We start from the raw sequence: 17,665 nt of genomic DNA, 5'->3' as shown, positions 1-17,665 counted from the left end.
GGCTGATCCGTGGCCGAAGCCAGCGACAGCGCCAAACCTCTTGTTCTTTTCATGCCCTCCGGCAAGCGCGGCCACTTCCCCGTGGGAACGACCGTGCTGGAGGCAGCCCGTCAGCTCGGCGTCTATGTCGAAAGCGTCTGTGGCGGCCGTGCCACCTGCGGGCGTTGCCAGGTGTCGGTGCAGGAAGGCAATTTCGCCAAGCACAAGATCGTCTCGTCCAATGACCATCTTTCGCCGATCGGGCCGAAGGAACGGCGCTATGCCGAGGTGCGCGAACTGCCTGAAGGCCGCCGCCTCTCCTGTTCTGCCCTCATCCAGGGCGATCTCGTCATCGACGTGCCGCAGGATACCGTTATCAACGCGCAGGTGGTGCGAAAAGCGGCCGACGAGCGCGTGATTGCCCGCGATGCGGCCGTGCATATGTGCTACGTCGAGGTCGAGGAACCCGACATGCACAAGCCGCTTGGCGATCTGGATCGCCTCAAGGCAGCAATCGCGGCCGACTGGAAATACGACAATCTCGAAGTGGATTTCCACCTCATTCCGCAGGTGCAGTCGATCCTGCGCAAGGGCGAATGGAAGGTGACAGCTGCCATTCATCGTGATCAGGATAGCGAGCGCCCTCGCCTTATCGCGCTTTATCCCGGCCTGAAGAACGAAGCCTATGGCATCGCCTGCGATATCGGCTCGACGACGATCGCCATGCATCTGTCCTCACTGCTGTCAGGCAGGACTGTCGCTTCGGCTGGCGCTTCCAATCCGCAGATCCGCTTCGGCGAGGATCTGATGAGCCGCGTCTCCTATGTGATGATGAACCCGGATGGCCGCGAGGCCATGACCAACGCCGTCCGCGAAGCCTTGAACGGCTTGATCGACAAGGTCTGCGCCGATGGCGGCGTGTCGCGCCAGGATATTCTGAACGCCGTCTTCGTCGGCAACCCGATCATGCACCACCTGTTCCTCGGCATCGACCCGACCGAGCTCGGTGGCGCACCCTTTGCGCTTGCCGTATCAGGGGCGGTGCATCTGAAATCGGCCGAAATAGGCCTGCCGATGAATGCTGGCACGCGCATCTACATGCTGCCCTGCATCGCCGGCCATGTCGGTGCCGATGCTGCTGCCGCGACACTCGCCGAAGGGCCGCACCGCCAGGATGAGATGATGCTGCTGGTCGACATCGGTACGAATGCCGAGATCGTCCTCGGCAACCGCCATCGTGTCGTCGCGGCCTCTTCGCCGACCGGACCCGCCTTCGAAGGCGCGGAGATTTCCAGCGGTCAGCGCGCTGCCCCAGGAGCGATCGAACGCGTGCGCATCGATCCCATCACGTTGGAGCCGCGCTATCGCGTTATCGGCATCGAGCCATGGTCGGATGAGCCTGGTTTCGAGGAAGCCGCCGCCAAGGTCGGCGTCACCGGCATCTGCGGCTCGGCCATCATCGAGGTCGTCGCCGAAATGTTCCTGACCGGCATCATCTCGGAAGATGGCGTCGTCGATGGCTCGATGGCTGCACGCTCGCCGCGCATCCTGCAGAATGGCCGCACATACTCCTATCTGCTGCGCGACGGCGAACCGCGCATCACGGTGACACAGAACGATATCCGCGCCATCCAGCTCGCCAAAGCCGCGCTTTATGCCGGCGTCAAGCTGCTGATGGATAAGCAAGGCATCGATCATGTCGACCGCATCGGCCTTGCCGGCGCCTTCGGCACTTTCATCGATCCCAAATATGCGATGGTGCTTGGGCTCATTCCCGACTGCGAACTCGACAAGGTCAAGGCCGTTGGCAACGCCGCCGGCACGGGCGCGCGCATGGCACTGCTCAACCGCGGCCATCGCCGCGAGATCGAGGAAACGGTCAGGAAAATCGAGAAGATAGAGACGGCACTTGAATCAAAGTTTCAGGAGCATTTCGTCTACGCCATGGCCTTGCCGAACAAGGTCGATGCCTTCCCGGAACTCTCGAAGGTCGTGACATTGCCGGAACGCAAGCAAACCTCCGACGATAGCGGAGAAAGCGGCGGCCGCAGGCGTCGCCGCAGCCGCGAGTAAGAAAACAATTTGGCCAAGAGATGGTTGACCGCGGTTCACGCGGCCATTTTGCGTCCGATCTCGACAAAAGCCTGGCGAATGCTGTCTGCCACCGCCTTCATCGGTCCGGTCATCTGCGATGCCGTCAGCAAACGGATGTCGAAGGACGTCAGCTCTGGCAGTCCTTCATTCGGCCCGAGTATTTCCATATCATCGGTGATGTAGGAGCGTGGGAATGGCGCCACGGCAAGGTCGGAGACGATCGCGGCACGCTGCGCCATCGTATGGGCGCTGAGATAGGAAACGCGATAAGCACGCTTCTGCCGCTCCAGCTGCGCCATGGCCTCTGACCGCCAAATGCAGCCCTCTTCCCAGATGGAAATCGGCAGCGGATCGCGGCGATAGGCAGTGCCGCACTTGGCGCCGGCCCAGACGAGACGCTCCGTATAGATCACCTCGCCTTCCGTCGGGAAAGGACGCGTCGCACAGTTGATCAGCGCGAGGTCAAGCCGTTGCTCCTCGATGCGCTTCTTCAGCTGGATGCTCATATCGACGACGACATCGACCATGATGCCGGGATAGGTTTCCGAAAAGCTTTTCAGGATGGTCGGCAGCAGGCGCTCGCCGATATCGTCGGGGGCGCCAAGCCGCACCACGCCGCTGAGCTCGGGCATGATGAACCGCGACACCGCCTCGTTGGAGAGCGCCAGAATATTGCGCGCATAGGAAAGGAGCATCTCTCCATGCTGCGTCAGGCTCACAGACCGCGCATCGCGCAGGAACAGCGTGACGCCGAGCTGCTCTTCCAGCTTCTTGATCTGCATGGAAACAGCTGATGGCGTACGAAAGACCGCGTCAGCCGCGGTCGAAAAATTCCCCGTTTCAGCAATCGCGACAAAGGTACGCAGAACTTCATTGTCAAGCAACGGTATGGGCCGGCGGAACGGTACGGTCATATCGATTACCTTTCAATTTTTCTGATCCTAAGCACCATATCATTTCATTTGTCTGAATGTCAACGAAGCACCATATTAGACCTAATGGAAATTCATCGCAGACAGCCTCGAAGGAGTAAGATCATGGCTGGCATGGTATCAGACGAAGCCTCAAGGCTTTTCTCTCTTCTACGCCTCCGCAAAATTCAGCGCATGGCACAGCACACGCTCGACGAGATTGCCACCCGCTTTCCCGCTCATCTGATCGATGACGTCAATGCGCGCGGTCTCCCGCCGGATCGCACCTTGGCGGCGCTTGAGCGAAAGCCCAGCAAGCTGCGTTCGTTCAAGAATACTAATGGCAGCTATAAGATCTATTCGTTTGATTGATGGATCTACCGAGCCCATATTAAACCCGTGACATTTTGAGCGGTTGACACTGAAAGGACCCTGAAAATGACGACCATCAGTTACAGACAGACCGGCGCACGGAACCCGTTTCCGTCCGGCACCAGCTATATGCCCTTCTTTTCTCGCCTCGCTAATCGTTGGCAGCAGTGGCGCTCCCTTCGCGAGATCGAATCTCTGTCCGACGACATGCGCAAGGACTTGGGCTGGCCGGCCGCAAACGAAATCAAGAATCCGAAAGCTACCCGATGATAATGAAAGAGCATAACGACTGAAGGCGACGCTCAACCCAAGCGAGCGTCGCCTTTTGAACATTTCTGCATCCAGATGCGAACTGCACTTTAATCTTGAGAATCACACGCAAATATATTTTGCCGCTTGAGCATATCGCTCGCCTCCCCTTCGCTTCCCGTCTCTAGACCCGTATTTTTCAGAGTAGACGCAAATATCCCTTTGCGGCCGCGATTATCCATGCCAATGTCGCTTATAGACCATCGGGCCGACGTATTTGACGCAAGGAATACGTAACGGCCCTGGAGCATGGATTTTCACAACATGAGCAAGACCCCGATCAAGACGCGTTCCCTGGTTTTCTTCCTTGTTCCGCATTTCACCATGCTGCCGTTTTCCGCCGCGATCGAGACGCTGCGGATCGCCAATCGTATGCTGGGCTATCCCGCTTACACATGGCGGCTTGCCTCGACGGACGGTCAGAAAGTCTATTCTTCCAGCGGCATCGGACTGGAGGTCAATTCCTCCCTCACCGACGAGCGTCGCTATCTCGGCGGCGAGAACCGCCCGAATATGGTGCTGGTCTGTTCCGGCATCTATGTCGAAGAATTCCACAACAAGTCTGTCAATGCCTGGCTGCGCGAGACCTATAATCGCGGCGTCGCCGTCGGCAGCCTCTGTACGGGCGCCCATGTGCTTGCCCAGGCAGGATTGCTGAACGGTAAGCGCTGCGCGATCCACTGGGAGAACCTGCCGGGCTTCTCGGAAACCTTCCCGCAGGCGGAAGTCTATGCCGATCTCTATGAGGTCGACAGCAATCTCTATACATGCGCGGGCGGCACAGCCTCACTCGACATGATGCTGAATCTCATCGGTCAGGACTTTGGCGAAAACCTCGTCAATCGCGTCTGCGAGCAGCAGCTGACCGATCGCGTCCGCAGCCCGCACGACCGCCAACGCCTGCCTCTACGCGCGCGCCTCGGCGTTCAGAACTCCAAGGTGCTGTCGATCATCGAGCTAATGGAAAGCAACCTCGCCGAGCCGCTGTCGCTGCTGGAAATCGCCGACGATGCCGGTCTCTCGCGCCGGCAGATCGAGCGCTTGTTCCGCCAGGAAATGGGCCGTTCGCCAGCCCGTTATTATCTCGAGATTCGTCTGGATCGTGCCCGGCATCTGCTGGTGCAGTCCTCCATGCCTGTTGTTGAAGTAGCGGTCGCATGCGGCTTCGTCTCCGCTTCGCACTTCTCCAAGTGTTATCGCGAACTCTATAATCGCTCGCCACAGCAGGAGCGCGCCGAGCGCAAGCTGACCATGTCGACCAACCGGACCGGTATTGTCGTCTGAGGGCGATGGAATTCAAAGCGAGCGGATTCGGCAGGCGGCTTACTGGGCCGCCTCTTGGGCCATCTTGAAATCGGAATAGACCTGATTTCGGCCATTGTGCTTCGCCATATAGAGAAACTGGTCCGCGGCGTTGAGGTAATTGTCGAAGGACTCGTAGCCGGCAATCTCCGCCACCCCGATGGAAACAGTCACCGAAAGCTCTTCGTCGTCGGCATGAACCTTCAGGCTGGAAAGACTGAGGCGGACCTCATCGCATAGCGCGGTCGCCGCGCGCGAGTTCATTTCCGCAAACAGAATGGCAAACTCTTCCCCGCCGAGGCGGGAGAGCAGATTGTCGGTGCCTTCCAAGAGCCCGTGAAGCCTGCCGGCAACCGCCTTTAGCACTTGATCACCAATTTCGTGACCATAGGTATCGTTTAGATTCTTGAAATGATCGATGTCGAGAATGGCAACCGAGCTTGGACGCTGGCGACGCAGGCATTCATTGACCAGACGCGGACCATGATCATAGAAATAGCGCCTGTTGTAGAGCCCGGTCAGATAGTCGCTCGCCGCTGCTGCCCGCAGTTGTTTCAGCTGCGACAGCGTCTCTACATTCAATGCGATGCGGCATTGCAGCTCTTCCTGAACGAAGGGCCGATAGATGAAATCGCTGGCACCCGCCTTCAGGAATGTCGCAGACAGCAAACGATCGTTCGAAGACGAAATGCCGATAATCCGCATCCGATCCGAGCCATATCGGTGGCGGATGCGGCGGGTCAGTTCATGGCCGTTCATGTCGGGCATATTGTAGTCGGTGACGACGATTTCGATGTCGTCGAATGTCTCAAGCATCGCAAGGGCTTCGATACCCGTGCCGGCCTCGGCGACCTTGAATTGCTGAGCATGCAGCAAGTCCGTCAGCATTTTCCGGGCCGAGGGTACATCATCCACAACCAGAACGCGCATCGACCGGTTGGCGATGGCACGCCTTACCGAGGAGACGAGATTGTCGAGGGCAAACTCACCATCCTTGAGCACATAGTCGACGACATTGCGCTCCATGATGCGATTGCGCGTCGCCATGTCGAAAGATGCCGTAAATACGATGGTGGGAATGTCATGGGCAACAGCAACATCCAGGGCTTCCCCATGAGCAGCATCCGGAAGGTTGAGATCGATCACCGCCATCGTGAAGCTGCTATCTGGCCCCGCCAGCACCTCGTTCAGCATTTTCAGGGAAGAGCAATGCGTTACGGCCAGGCCGAGTTCGGTTTCGAACCGATGCGACAGCACCGCGGAAAACATGCGCGAATCCTCGACCAGAAGTATTTTCTGGCTGCCATTGCGGTGGCTGATGCCGCCGCCGAGGGATCCCACATGCAGTACCATTTCCCGTCAATTCCTCCCACACCATCAGGTGTATGAATATTCAGTCAATTGCAGGTCTGCCAAACCGCCTTGCACGTATCCTGAACAGGATTCGTGAAAAAATTGGAACCGCTGATTGCAGAGATTTACATAAAAAGTGATTTTTCCTCACTTTTGTCGAGCTTGTTTTGCCTGACCTGCCGCGCCTAGGAGCTCTTTCCGGTCGGTTGAGCTGACTGAATCTGCAACAGAGTGTCGAGATTTTGGTTCACGCGGCAGTAGAACTCCTCATCGATGAATGGCCGCAGAATGAAATCATTGCCCCCCGCCTTGAGAAAGCGGGCGGAAAGCAGCCGGTTGTTGGATGACGAGACGCCGATGATGCGCAACTCGTGGGAGCCGGTGGTCGCGCGGATGCGTCGCGTCAGCTCGAAGCCGTCCATGTCGGGCATATTGTAGTCCGTGACCATAAGGCCGACATCTGGGCTGGCCTTCAAGATTTCGAGTGCTTTTGCACCATTCTCCGCAACACTGACGCGGAAATTGTAGCGTTTCAGCCGGCTGGACAGCAAAGCGCGCGCCGTCGCGCTATCGTCGACGATGAGGACATGGTGACGATGGTTGGTCAGAAAACGGCAGATCGATTCCGCCAGCATATCCACCGCAAAGACATTGTCCTTGAGAATGTAATCCACCACATCCTTGGCGATCAGCTCGTCGCGCGTGCCTTCAAGAAAAGTACCCGTGAAGGCGATCGTTGGAATGCTGAGATCGAGAAGATAGGCCAGGGCTTCGCCCTTCTCGGCGCCTGGCAGGTTCATGTTCGAGATCGCCAGCTTGATCGGCTCCGACGACTTGTCGTAGGCGAGCTGCAGTTCTTCGAAATTGCGGCAAATCTCGACGTCGATGTCCAGGAGCTCCTTCAGCTTGGCCCTGACCATCGATGTAAAGAGATTGGAATCCTCGACAAGAAGAATGCGCGAGCCGGCAAGAGACGCGCCGGAGTATTGCATCCCCGAAACACCCAGAAATGGCATAATGAAAACCTGTTTTTGAAAATGATCCCCTCTGTATTTTTTTAGAACAAAGCCTTTGCGGATTTGTTAAGCCGACTGGTTTCCCGGAGGTGAAGAAAATTACCCCATTCGCGGCTTTCCAGACGCGCTATCGCCAGGGTTCTCGCGGCAACGACGTGCGCGATATCCCAAACCAGACCGAGAGAAACAATCCGAAAAAGCGCGACACGCTCCCCTCGAGGAACGCAAACCGGGAACTTCCGAGCGGAACCGGCGGAAACGATGACTGGCATCATTCCCACCCGCGACAACATGGCTCTGTTTCACCGGGCTCTGCCGGTAATCGGATCACTCCGCCGCGGTCCTGCCGCGGCGCCGGCCTGTGCTCTTCGCTTCCGATCCCTTGCCTTCGGCCGACAAAGTGGAATCTTCTTTTACGTCATCCTCAGCATCTGGCCCGTCTGCGAAATCCGCCAAGGCATCGGCTGCGATATCCGACTGCTTGCCTCGTCTGCCGTCGCGAACGATATGCAACTCCTGATGTGGATAGGGAATTGAAATCCCCTCTTCCTTAAAGCGCCCCAGGATTTCGATGCGCAGATTGTTGCGGATCTCCATGCCATCGGAAAGATCCGAGAGGTAGAAGCGCATCTCGAAATCGAGCGATGAGGGGCCGAAGCGCAGGAACTCCACGTGCGGTTCGGGATTTCTGAGAACCTTCGGGATCGCGCGCACCAGTTCCAGCAGAATATCCATGACCTTGCGCGGATCGGCATCATAGCTGACGGATACCGGAATTTCCGAGCGGCCGAGCCGGTTGCGATGCGTCCAGTTGCCGACGGACGCATTGATAAGCTCGGAATTCGGCACAATGATCGACTGCTTGCGGAAGGTCTCGATCTCGGTCGCGCGCACCGAGATGCGCTTGACGATGCCTTCCGATGTTCCCGAGACGATCCAGTCGCCGACCTTGAAAGGCCGCTCGACCAGAAGGATCAGGCCGGACACGAAGTTCGACACGATATTCTGCAGGCCGAAACCGATACCGACCGAGAGGGCGCTGGCGACGAGTGCCAGGCTGGACAAATCGATGCCGGCAGCGGAAATGGCAAAGATCGCCGCCAATGCTATACCCAGATAGCCTATGCCGGTTCTCACCGAGTTGCGGACACCCAGATCCACCTGCCCGCGCGCCATGACATTGCTGTCGAGCCAGCGCTGGAACCAGCGCGTGACCAGATAGCCGCCCGCAAACAGCAGGATGCCGACGAAGATGCCGAGCAGCGAGATCGACATGTTGCCGATCTTGATCTCGGTAAAGAGCCTGTAGGCAAAGACTTCGAGATCCTGAATGTGAAAGCCCCAGGAGAGCAGTATCAGCGGAATGCCGGTCAGCAGCGCGACGGCGTAGGTCGCAAGCCCAGCTGCAAGACCGGCCTGATCAAGCGCCACTTCACGCAGCTTCAGGCGATTTTCCAGAAAGCGTCCGATGATCGTTTCGGCAAAGACGCCCTGCTTGGATACCGCCTTGCCGAGCTGGAAGCCGAGATACATGGTCGCGATGACGGCGCTCGTCACGATCATCTGCGTTGCCATGAAGCGGGCCAGCCCGACATAGCCGATGAACGAGATGAAGATCACCAATATGCCGAGAACACGGAGAATGATGGCCATGCCATGCGGCCAATGGCGGCCTGGCGCATCCGGATCGCCGTTTTTGGCAAGCATCGGCGAGCCGAAGGATGCCGCAATCAGAATGAGGCCGATCAGCAGTGCCGCCAGAAAGCTCTTGGCCACGGTAACGACGACCGGCGATCCCATGGACTCGCTGATGCGGTCGAAAACGTAATCCAGTCCGTTGACCACAGCCATGGCCTGCAGGCACCAGGTCAGCGAATGCGCCCCCTTGTTCGACAGCTTGACCAAGCGCCAATGCGGCCGGAATGGCGCAAAGACGGCATTACTCAGGCGACCGACAAAATAGACGAGGCCAATGAAACCGAAGACCGCAGCCAGTATCGGCGCGATGTCGGGCCGCAGCACATTGAAATTCGAGAGAAAGAAGAAGGACGTGACGAGAAAGGCGGCCAGAGACAGGGTGCGGATCAGGGTCGACCAGAAGGCAACGGAGAGCCGGCTGATATAGGGCGGATTCTCGATGGCCTCATCCTGCACGTAGTAGCGGCGGAATAGCCGATAACCACCGAAAAGAAATAGCAGCGCAGCGCCGATCGACAGGCAGACGGCGGCCAGAAAGGAGGCAAGCTTCGCCTTGAGCACGAAGCCGATCCAGCTCGTCACGGCGGTACTGAACTTGACGCCCTCATCGACCAGAGCCGCCCCTGCATCGTCGAATGTCGCCGTGGAAACCTCCGTCCGCTTGAATAGCGTCTCGGCAAACAGCCTTCGGCGCATCTCCATGAACTGCATCGCAAGCCGATTGGTCTCCGTGGTCAGATTATCGGCATCGAGGATGACCGCGCTGATCTGGGAGCGTTCGGCATTGAGCCGGTCGCGCTCCTGCGTGACGATCGGAGCCTCAGGCGGTTGGCCTTCCTTGGGTGCAGCACCGAGTTGAGTCAGGCGTGCATCGATTTCGGTGGTACGGGGTTTCAGGCGTGCGGAAATAGCAGCTGTGGTGCGGTTGAGCTCGTCGACTTGGCCGGACAGCGCCACGAGCGCCTCGTCATCCGATGTTGCCTGTTTCGCCGCGTCCTGAAGCGACGCATAAGTCTTCTTCGCTTTGCCAAGGTCGGTGACAGCTGCGTCCAGCAGCCCATTGGCGAGCTGCCCGGGCTGTTGGTCCGTTTGCTGCGACGCTTGGACCGGCTGCTGATCTTGCGCAAGGGCAGCCCCCGCCAGCGGGATGATGGCGGTAAAAACGCCCAATCCCATCAACAAAAGGGACAATAGAAAAAGACGAGATTTCAGCGGGCGCAAGCAGAGCTCCTCGTTGCACATGAAGTCGCAGGCAGTGGATGACCGAAATCGCCGCAAAAATGGAGGCCCGAGTCATCCTATAGTAGGATTGCGAATTCCATAGTCTTTACGCGTACGCCTTGTAAGACAAAGAAAGGCGACACGAAGGCATTCCATGCCCTTATCCTGTCCGGACTCTCGCTCAAAACCGGATATCGCCCGCTCTCATCTTGACGACGACCTGTCGCGCGATCATCGCCCGCCCGGAAATAGGCCACGAAAACACCTTGGCAATGGGTCGATCTATGCGCGCCCGCTCCGTAATATCAGGATGAAGGCGATGCCTCCGGCAAGCCCGGTGACCACGCCGATCGGCATGTCCTCCGGAGCCATCACCAGGCGCGCGACGACATCAGCCCAGATCAACGTCAGTGCGCCGAAAGCGGCGCTCAGCGGCACCACGCGCACATTGTCGCCGCCCACGATTAGCCGCACGAAATGCGGCACCATCAACCCGACGAAACCGATTGCGCCTGAAAAGGCGACCATCACGCCGGTCAGCAGCGCCGTGATAACGAAGAATAGCAAGCGAAACTGTGCAACGGCAATGCCAAGCGTGACGGCCGTTTCATCGCCCATCGCAAGTGCATTGAGCTCCCTCGTCTTCGGGAGAAGCAAGGCGAGGCAGAGCAGCAGGATGCCGGCGGGATAGATAAGATGCTGCCATTGTGCCAGTCCTAACCCGCCCAGCATCCAGAAGACAACCGTGTTGGCAGCTCTGGGATCGCCCAGAAAAATCAGGAGGTTGCCAAGCGCCGTGAACACGAAGGCAACCGCCACGCCCGACAGAACGAGCCGATCGGCCGATTGCGAGCGCGTCAGCCGCGTCGTCAGCCCGACGGCTGCGGTTGCGAGCAAGGCGCCGGCAAAAGCGAACAACGGCACCGTCAACAGGCCGAGGATCAGCCCGGTGTGCAACAGCGCCAGAATGGCGCCGAATGCTGCCCCGGAGGAGACGCCGAGGAGATGCGGGTCCGCCAATGGATTTCGCGTCAGCGCCTGCAGGACGGCGCCGGTGATGGCAAGCCCCGCCCCGACGAGCGCCGCCAGAACGACACGCGGGAAACGGACGTCCCAGACAATGCTTTCCTGCCCGCTGGACCAGGTGACCGGAAAGGCACCAACGTGCAGTCTGTTGCCGATGATCGACCAGACGGTGGAGAACGGAATGGATGCCGAACCGAGCGACACACCGGCGGTGATCGACAGAATGAAGCCTATGGCGAGCATGGAGATGAGAATGGAGAGATTGAGGCGCATGCTTGAATCTTGAGGAAGAGATCCGCCCCATGATCGACTGGACGGATCGGCATTGTAGACGATTACATGGCGCTCGGATGAAAGGCTTTGGCCAGCGTGGCGATGGCCTCGATGTTGCGCGGCCCCGGTGTCGCCTCCACATAAGGCAGCACGACGAAGCGGTCATTCCTCACGGCATCGATATTCTTGAAGGCCGGATTGCCCTTGAGAAAGGCGATCTTCTGGGCGGCGGTCACCTGGCCGTAATCGACGATGACGATCACTTCCGGGTTCTTCTCGATGACCGGCTCCCAGGACACTTCAGTCCAGCTCTTCTCGACGTCGTCCATCACATTGACGCCGCCGGCAGCCTCGATCAAGGCAGTCGGAATGCCGAAACGCCCCGATGTGAACGGCTTTTCCTCACCGGAGTCATAGACGAAAACGCTGGTCGGCTTGTCGACATGACCGATCCTCGCCTGGATCTCGGCAAGCTGCTTGCGATAGCCGGCGACGAGCGCTTCCGCCTTGTCCTCGACGCGGAAGATCCTGCCGAGATTGAGGAGATCCACGAACATGTCGTCCATGGTCGGCTTGTTCTTCTGCATGACGAAGATGCAGGATTCGGTCAGCTCATAAACCTTGATGCCGAAGGGTGCGAGCGTTTCCGGAGTTACCTCGCCGCCGACCTTCATGCCGTAGTTCCAGCCGGCAAAGAAGAAATCCGCATTGGCGCCGAGCAGCACCTCCTTGCTCGGATATTTCGGCGACAGCTCCGGCAGTTCCTTCACGCCGTCACGCAGCTTCTCATCCAGCGTCTTCCAGCCGGAAATGCCGGTATAGCCGACCATGCGGTCCTGCAGCTTCAGCGCCAGCATCATCTCGGTCAGGTTGACATCGTTGGAAACGGCCCGCTCCGGCGCTTTGTCGAAGGTTACATCGCGATTGCAGCTGCGCACGGTGACGGGCTCGGCGAATGTCGTGCCCGCAAACAGGCTTCCGATAAGCAAGGCCGCCGCAGACAGGGATATGCGAGAAAACATGAATAACTCCAATGATCGTATTATCGAAGGGAAAAGGAAAATCGCTGCGGGCCGCCGTCGGTGCGATGCAGCCGCGTACCAACCCTGAAAGCGCTCGAGACCTGCGCCACAGTCAGGACTTCGGCAGGTTCGCCGTGGCCCATGAGCCGCCCGCAATCCATTACGGCGATCTGCGTCGCAAAATCAGCAGCGAGATTGATATCGTGCAGCGTCGTAACGACCGTCGGGCCGAGTCCCTTGAGTAGCTCAAGAATCTCAAGCTGGTGTCGGATATCGAGGTGATTTGTGGGTTCGTCGAGGATGATGAGCTCCGGTTCCTGTGCCAAGGCACGGGCGATCAGCGTCCGTTGCTTCTCGCCACCCGACAGCGACGCGAATTGCCGCAGTGCCAAAGACTCCAGTTCCAGGCGGGCGAGCGCCTTGGTCGTGACGTCATGGTCGCGATCGCTCCAGCGTGCCATGCCCTTGCGGTGCGGGATACGGCCCATCAACACCACGTCGCGCACGCTGAAGGGAAAATCACCTGGCGTCTCCTGCGGCACGACGGCGATGCGCTGCGCCGCCTCCCGCGGACCGATAGACCAAAGATCGATGCCGTCGAGACGCACCGAACCTCGTTGCGGCTTGAGGCCGCGATAGAGGCAGCGCAGCAAGGTCGACTTGCCGGCTCCGTTCGGACCGATGATCGCAAGCCGGGCGCCGGCCTCGACTGATAGCGTGATGCCGCTGATGATCGGCATTGCCTTCTGGGGACCCCAGCTGATGCCGTCTGCTTGCAGTCGCGCGCTTCGTTCGGACATGATCCGGCTCCTATTGCAATACGACCAGCTGTCGTTCGGCTGAAACGATGGCGGCGGGAATGCGTGCGAGGGTCTTGCCTGCCAGTGCTCTCTGGCGTTCGTTTTCGCGGGTCAGCCCATCGGGGCGATCCCGATAAAGCTTCGCGAAGGAGACAAGCGCGCCGATATCGCCCGCATCCTCGATGTCACCGAAGAGGTACGTCGCCTTCGCCGTGGCCTGGAAAGCGACCGTGCACGGCCGTTCGCAGCCCGCCATGCAGACACTGCCTTCCAGGCTGAAATCATCCGCGAGTGCGGCGCCAGCCTGGGAGATCGCCATCTGCAAATGTTTCAAGAGCTCGAGGCCCGGCCGGCAGGGTTTGCCGACATGACGGCAGTTGGTGCACACGGTGATCCGGTGCGTCGCCTCTTTTGTATTATCCATGAGATGCCTCCCGGAGATTTCGCCGGAGGCACAGTCAAGATAGGGCCAGCGGACGCAGCGGCGCCCTCGCCCAACCACTGATTTTCCATCGGAACACCCCGTCCGTTGCGGTTGATATCGTCGATGGCAGGTCTCCTGGCTCGCGGGTCACAACTCGTTCGCGCCTTCCCGGCTTGACGCCAGTGGCATATTGCGAACGCGCTCTCCGCTTACAGTTGCGGGGGCAGCCACGGTTTTGGCCCCTGATGGGTAATCCGCACCGTGTTCCCTTTTCAGCCGCCATCCGGATCGATCCGAAAGCAGCACCATCGGCGGTATTCATGTCATAGAAAGCGGATGCGGGCAACGGCGATGTCATATGCGCTTTCATTTGTCCTGGAGCCTTGGCTTGAATAGTCATTTGTTACGTTATTACATAACAAATGACAAGCCATTATCTCCGCTCGAAGCCGCAACTGCGATATGCATGTTCGGAGGCGCTCAATCGCGATCAAGAATGAAAGAAACCGCAGGGCTGTCAGACCGCCTTGCACTGAGGATGAAAACGCTCCGCGACGCTCTCTGCCGCCGCATAGGCTTGCGTCACGATCTCAGGTACCAGATCGATGTCGGGGAGACTTCCAAGTCCCAGGGGACCAATCGCAAAAAGCCCCTCTGTCGTGCGCCCGTTGACCTCGAGCGAGCCTGTCGCCTCCACGGCGAGACCGAGGCCAAGCTCGTCCGGCACCGCGAGGCCGGCGTCGATGAGGCTACGCAGCAAGGGTGCATTCAGATCCGGCGCCTGGCACCGACAGTCGATTACATCGTCGGCGTAGAGCTGCTCGGTCTCCTGCCGACCAGCCGGCTTCAAAACCAGCCCGGTGGGCGTGCGGCGAATAAAATGACCACGCCGCAGCAGTGTATTGCCCTCGGCAAGCTCCTGATTGAGGCGCACATGCAGCGCCTCGGGCAACCGATTGCGATGGCTATCGTAAAGCGCCCGCAAATGGCGGTTGAACTGCTGCTTCTGCCCCGCCGGCAGGGATCGCCAAAGCGAGCGCGCATGCTTGCGCAAGCCGTTCATGACGGATTGCCAGCTCTGGCCGTTCGCCTCCGCCTCGCCGCAAGCCTTGCGGACGAAGCGAACGATCTCGCTGAGCTTGCCGGGCATCTCGTCGGCAGGGAAAACCGGGTCAGCATTGTTGCGCGTGTGGCTCTGCGGCAGAAAGCCTCGCCGCGAAACGATGGTGATCTGTCCCGTATAGCCGTTCTCGCGCATCTGCAGCAGCCGATCGACGACGCGCAGGCCGCTTCCGAGCAGGATCGTATGCGGTCGCGACACGAGACGACGCGCCCGCACCGTCGTCGGCACGGTCGCGAGATCGCTGGCCTGGAATTCGTGATCGCTAATGCCATAGCCTGTCGCCAGCACCACCATGTCGAAAGGCGCATTGGCGGCGCCATCGCTTTCCACTACGAACCGGCCGCCACGAACACGCCGAAGCGCGAAGACCGTCTCGCTGCTGACCTGCACCGCCACATCCCGCCGTGACGAGAAGGCTTCCGAAAAGCGCTGATAGACGTAGTCGCTGAAAATGCTCTTCGGCACGAAGATCTGTAAAAAACCGGGTATGGCGGCGGGGACGGCGCTGCGGAAAGGCGCATTGCCGCAAAGCCATTGATTGAAGTCGTCAGGATCTCCCGCGGAAACGGAAAGATCGCGAACACGGCTGTTGAGAATTTCACTGCTATGTCCGGAGGCGAGCGCCTGTCCGCCGCTGACGGTGGAATTAGGATCGAAAAGCTGCAGATGGAAGGGAAAGCGAACCGTCTTCATCAGGGCGATCGCCATCATCATGCCGGAAAAACCGCGCCCGATCACGGCAATGCGGGGCATCGCATAAGGCCGCGCCGTCGCGTTCGTCCTGGCGGAAAAGAATCCCTGAACCGTCATATCAACTCCTGGGGCGAGAGGTGGTCGATCATGCCTTTCTTGGGCTTGCTGACTTCACAGGTCCGGAAACACAGAGCCGATATCCGGGCCTCGGCAACCTTGGAACTGCGGCCGACAGAACGCACGAAAGCCGCTTCCGTTCTCAATACGCGTCGCGCTTCTTCAATCAGGACCCTTCCAAAATGAAAGATGCGACAGGCAGGTCCAACTCTGATCCAACACCAGATGCCTGCAATCAGCCGCCACATGATTACTTCGTCAAAAGCCATCAGGCAGCAGAATTATTGCCATTGTCTACTTATTTAGTCGTATATGAAAGCGCGAAAACGCTCCGCTAGCAAGTGCTTTCTTGTCCGGACGGAATAGGGTCGACCAAGCTGCGGTACAGAAACGGCGGACGACCGGACACCCCCTTTGTATCCGGCACCTGCGTTGACCGGCAAAAAGGGAAAGCAATTCCAAGCTCTAGGATCAGCTTATGAAGCAGCTTTCGCTATTCGTTGGCCGCAGAGAAGAGGGCTCGCAACCCGCCATCCTCAACGCATTATATCAGGCCGTTCGCTTAAAATTTTCGTGGTCGGCGCCTATCGTGCCCGAGGGCGCAACATGAATGCGCCAGGAAAATCCGTTGTGCACTCCATCTATCGAAATTAAGATCGCAGGGATTTGCTGCGCCTGAGAAACCGACTTGGCGCTGGCCGAGGAGTGGTAAATGGGGACTGTTTCGCAGTTGCACGAACGTGTCAGGCCGCCCGCCCATCGCGTCCAGAGCGAAGAGGAAGCGCTCGACATCTCACGTTCGCTCGCCGCCGGCTTCGCTCAACATGCAAGCGATCGTGATATCAATCGCATCCTGCCCTATGACGAGATCGACGCCCTGTCGCAGTCAGGCCTGCTAGGGATTTCCGTTCCTTCGGAACATGGCGGTATCGACATTTCGAACTGCGTTCTCGCCGAGGTCGTTGCGATCCTTGCCGAGGCCGACCCTTCCATAGCACAGATATTGCAAACGCATTTTCATGTGCTGGAAGCGGTGAGAATTGGGGGCGGCGAGGACCAACGGGCATCCCTTTTCGACCGCGCCATTATCGGCGATCGTTTCGGCGGCATCTTTTCCCAATCCGGTGCAAGCGGCACCGACCAGCATCCCTGGCATCTGACAGCGGACGGGCTCGGCTTCCGCCTCAGCGGACGGAGCCAGCCTTCCGCCAGCATTCTGTTTTCGGACTGGATTGCGCTATTCACGACCGACAAACGCAAGGGGCTAATCGCCGCTATCGTGTCCAGAAATACTGAGGGTATCCAGATCATCGACGACTGGGATGGCTTTGGTCAGCGCACCTCCGGAAACGGCACGATCATATTGCATAACGTCTATCTCAATGCTGACGCCCTTCTTCTGCACCGAGAAAAGCTGGCTGAGCCCACAGTGATCGATAGTGTGAACCAACTCACCGGCGCCGGCATAAATCTCGGCATTGCCCGCTCCACGCTGGCGGCGACGATGGAATTCGTGCGGACCCGCTCTCACTCAGGGGAAGGCAACGGGGATGAGCGAGCCGCCAACGATCCGCTGATCGTGACAAGGATCGGCGAGATTGCCATCCGCATCGAGGCGGCAACGGCGATGGTGGAGCGCGCCGGCGGCAAGATCGATGCCGCACAGATCAATCTCACCGAAGATCATGTTATCGACGCCGCACTTTCCGTTGCGGCGGCCCAGACGATTACTGCCGATATCGCGATGGAAGCAGCCGACGCGCTGTTCGAGCTTGCGGGCACGGAGTCTGCGCGCATCGGACTGAACCTCGACCGCCACTGGCGCAACGCCCGCATTCACACCCTGCATGAACCGGCCCGCCGGAAATACCACATCGTCGGCAACTACCATCTCAACGGCGTAAAGCCATCGAAGACCTCATTGCCTTGATG

At 58.9% G+C, this 17,665-nt stretch carries 15 protein-coding genes and 1 riboswitch; of the genes, 6 read left to right on the top strand and 9 right to left on the bottom strand.

Features of this window, described 5'->3' with window-relative positions:
- Positions 1-51: 51 nt before the first annotated feature.
- Positions 52-2,052, top strand: coding sequence for an ASKHA domain-containing protein (locus PH558_RS04930; RefSeq protein ID WP_285202738.1), 2,001 nt, complete (start codon positions 52-54; stop codon positions 2,050-2,052).
- A gap of 35 nt (positions 2,053-2,087) precedes the next feature.
- On the opposite strand, the gene PH558_RS04925 is transcribed toward PH558_RS04930, so the two are convergent.
- Complete coding sequence (locus PH558_RS04925; RefSeq protein WP_015340229.1) at positions 2,088-2,987, bottom strand: LysR family transcriptional regulator; 900 nt, start codon at positions 2,985-2,987, stop codon at positions 2,088-2,090.
- Positions 2,988-3,110: 123 nt separating this feature from the next.
- Here PH558_RS04925 and PH558_RS04920 point away from each other — a divergent pair, with 123 nt between their 5' ends.
- The 3 genes from PH558_RS04920 (at position 3,111) to PH558_RS04910 (ending at position 4,949) form a co-directional block, all read left to right on the top strand.
- Positions 3,111-3,356 carry a hypothetical protein gene (locus tag PH558_RS04920; RefSeq protein ID WP_095435169.1) on the top strand — a complete coding sequence of 82 codons (246 nt, stop codon included), beginning with the start codon at positions 3,111-3,113 and terminating at the stop codon, positions 3,354-3,356.
- A 66-nt stretch (positions 3,357-3,422) separates the two neighbouring features.
- Positions 3,423-3,626, top strand: coding sequence for a DUF1127 domain-containing protein (locus PH558_RS04915; RefSeq protein ID WP_095435170.1), 204 nt, complete (start codon positions 3,423-3,425; stop codon positions 3,624-3,626).
- A 303-nt stretch (positions 3,627-3,929) separates the two neighbouring features.
- Positions 3,930-4,949, top strand: coding sequence for a GlxA family transcriptional regulator (locus PH558_RS04910; RefSeq protein ID WP_348627044.1), 1,020 nt, complete (start codon positions 3,930-3,932; stop codon positions 4,947-4,949).
- A 39-nt stretch (positions 4,950-4,988) separates the two neighbouring features.
- Here PH558_RS04910 and PH558_RS04905 read toward each other — a convergent pair whose 3' ends face one another.
- The 8 genes from PH558_RS04905 to PH558_RS04870 all read right to left on the bottom strand — a co-directional run bounded on the left by PH558_RS04905 (position 4,989) and on the right by PH558_RS04870 (position 15,733).
- The gene (locus tag PH558_RS04905; protein ID WP_285202490.1) at positions 4,989-6,320 is read right to left on the bottom strand and encodes a diguanylate cyclase; all 1,332 of its coding nucleotides are present in this window, start codon (positions 6,318-6,320) and stop codon (positions 4,989-4,991) included.
- Positions 6,321-6,505: 185 nt separating this feature from the next.
- Complete coding sequence (locus PH558_RS04900) at positions 6,506-7,336, bottom strand: response regulator (protein WP_285202489.1); 831 nt, start codon at positions 7,334-7,336, stop codon at positions 6,506-6,508.
- 327 nt (positions 7,337-7,663) lie between these two features.
- Positions 7,664-10,255: a mechanosensitive ion channel family protein gene (locus PH558_RS04895; protein ID WP_285202488.1), complete on the bottom strand. Its 2,592-nt coding sequence runs from the start codon at positions 10,253-10,255 to the stop codon at positions 7,664-7,666.
- Between the two features lie 282 nt (positions 10,256-10,537).
- Complete coding sequence (locus tag PH558_RS04890; RefSeq protein WP_095435176.1) at positions 10,538-11,554, bottom strand: FecCD family ABC transporter permease; 1,017 nt, start codon at positions 11,552-11,554, stop codon at positions 10,538-10,540.
- 62 nt (positions 11,555-11,616) lie between these two features.
- Positions 11,617-12,576, bottom strand: coding sequence for an ABC transporter substrate-binding protein (locus tag PH558_RS04885; protein ID WP_285202487.1), 960 nt, complete (start codon positions 12,574-12,576; stop codon positions 11,617-11,619).
- A gap of 20 nt (positions 12,577-12,596) precedes the next feature.
- Positions 12,597-13,376 (bottom strand): ABC transporter ATP-binding protein, encoded by a 780-nt coding sequence (locus PH558_RS04880; RefSeq protein ID WP_285202486.1) that lies wholly within the window; start codon positions 13,374-13,376, stop codon positions 12,597-12,599.
- Between the two features lie 10 nt (positions 13,377-13,386).
- Complete coding sequence (locus PH558_RS04875; protein WP_285202485.1) at positions 13,387-13,800, bottom strand: DUF1636 family protein; 414 nt, start codon at positions 13,798-13,800, stop codon at positions 13,387-13,389.
- Between the two features lie 108 nt (positions 13,801-13,908).
- A riboswitch (cobalamin riboswitch) is annotated at positions 13,909-14,125 on the bottom strand.
- Positions 14,126-14,317: 192 nt separating this feature from the next.
- Positions 14,318-15,733: an FAD/NAD(P)-binding protein gene (locus PH558_RS04870; RefSeq protein WP_285202484.1), complete on the bottom strand. Its 1,416-nt coding sequence runs from the start codon at positions 15,731-15,733 to the stop codon at positions 14,318-14,320.
- A gap of 20 nt (positions 15,734-15,753) precedes the next feature.
- Here PH558_RS04870 and PH558_RS04865 point away from each other — a divergent pair, with 20 nt between their 5' ends.
- Positions 15,754-16,071: a hypothetical protein gene (locus PH558_RS04865; RefSeq protein WP_146214393.1), complete on the top strand. Its 318-nt coding sequence runs from the start codon at positions 15,754-15,756 to the stop codon at positions 16,069-16,071.
- A 374-nt stretch (positions 16,072-16,445) separates the two neighbouring features.
- A complete protein-coding gene (locus PH558_RS04860) occupies positions 16,446-17,663 on the top strand; it encodes an SfnB family sulfur acquisition oxidoreductase (protein WP_285202483.1) in 1,218 nt (405 codons plus the stop codon).
- Positions 17,664-17,665: the final 2 nt, after the last annotated feature.

Source organism: Rhizobium pantanalense, from assembly GCF_030182525.1.
Lineage (GTDB): Bacteria > Pseudomonadota > Alphaproteobacteria > Rhizobiales > Rhizobiaceae > Rhizobium.
Note: the sequence above shows the minus strand (reverse complement) of the source record. Positions and strands in the feature narration are given on the sequence as shown.

Excerpts from the sequence above, each read along its gene's own strand:
- PH558_RS04930 (WP_285202738.1), top strand. The coding sequence starts at position 52 with ATGCCCTCCGGCAAGCGCGGCCACTTCCCCGTGGGAACGACCGTGCTG.
- PH558_RS04925 (WP_015340229.1), bottom strand. The coding sequence starts at position 2,987 with ATGACCGTACCGTTCCGCCGGCCCATACCGTTGCTTGACAATGAAGTT.
- PH558_RS04920 (WP_095435169.1), top strand. The coding sequence starts at position 3,111 with ATGGCTGGCATGGTATCAGACGAAGCCTCAAGGCTTTTCTCTCTTCTA.
- PH558_RS04915 (WP_095435170.1), top strand. The coding sequence starts at position 3,423 with ATGACGACCATCAGTTACAGACAGACCGGCGCACGGAACCCGTTTCCG.
- PH558_RS04910 (WP_348627044.1), top strand. The coding sequence starts at position 3,930 with ATGAGCAAGACCCCGATCAAGACGCGTTCCCTGGTTTTCTTCCTTGTT.
- PH558_RS04905 (WP_285202490.1), bottom strand. The coding sequence starts at position 6,320 with ATGGTACTGCATGTGGGATCCCTCGGCGGCGGCATCAGCCACCGCAAT.
- PH558_RS04900 (WP_285202489.1), bottom strand. The coding sequence starts at position 7,336 with ATGCCATTTCTGGGTGTTTCGGGGATGCAATACTCCGGCGCGTCTCTT.
- PH558_RS04890 (WP_095435176.1), bottom strand. The coding sequence starts at position 11,554 with ATGCGCCTCAATCTCTCCATTCTCATCTCCATGCTCGCCATAGGCTTC.
- PH558_RS04885 (WP_285202487.1), bottom strand. The coding sequence starts at position 12,576 with ATGTTTTCTCGCATATCCCTGTCTGCGGCGGCCTTGCTTATCGGAAGC.
- PH558_RS04880 (WP_285202486.1), bottom strand. The coding sequence starts at position 13,376 with ATGTCCGAACGAAGCGCGCGACTGCAAGCAGACGGCATCAGCTGGGGT.
- PH558_RS04875 (WP_285202485.1), bottom strand. The coding sequence starts at position 13,800 with ATGGATAATACAAAAGAGGCGACGCACCGGATCACCGTGTGCACCAAC.
- PH558_RS04870 (WP_285202484.1), bottom strand. The coding sequence starts at position 15,733 with ATGACGGTTCAGGGATTCTTTTCCGCCAGGACGAACGCGACGGCGCGG.
- PH558_RS04860 (WP_285202483.1), top strand. The coding sequence starts at position 16,446 with ATGGGGACTGTTTCGCAGTTGCACGAACGTGTCAGGCCGCCCGCCCAT.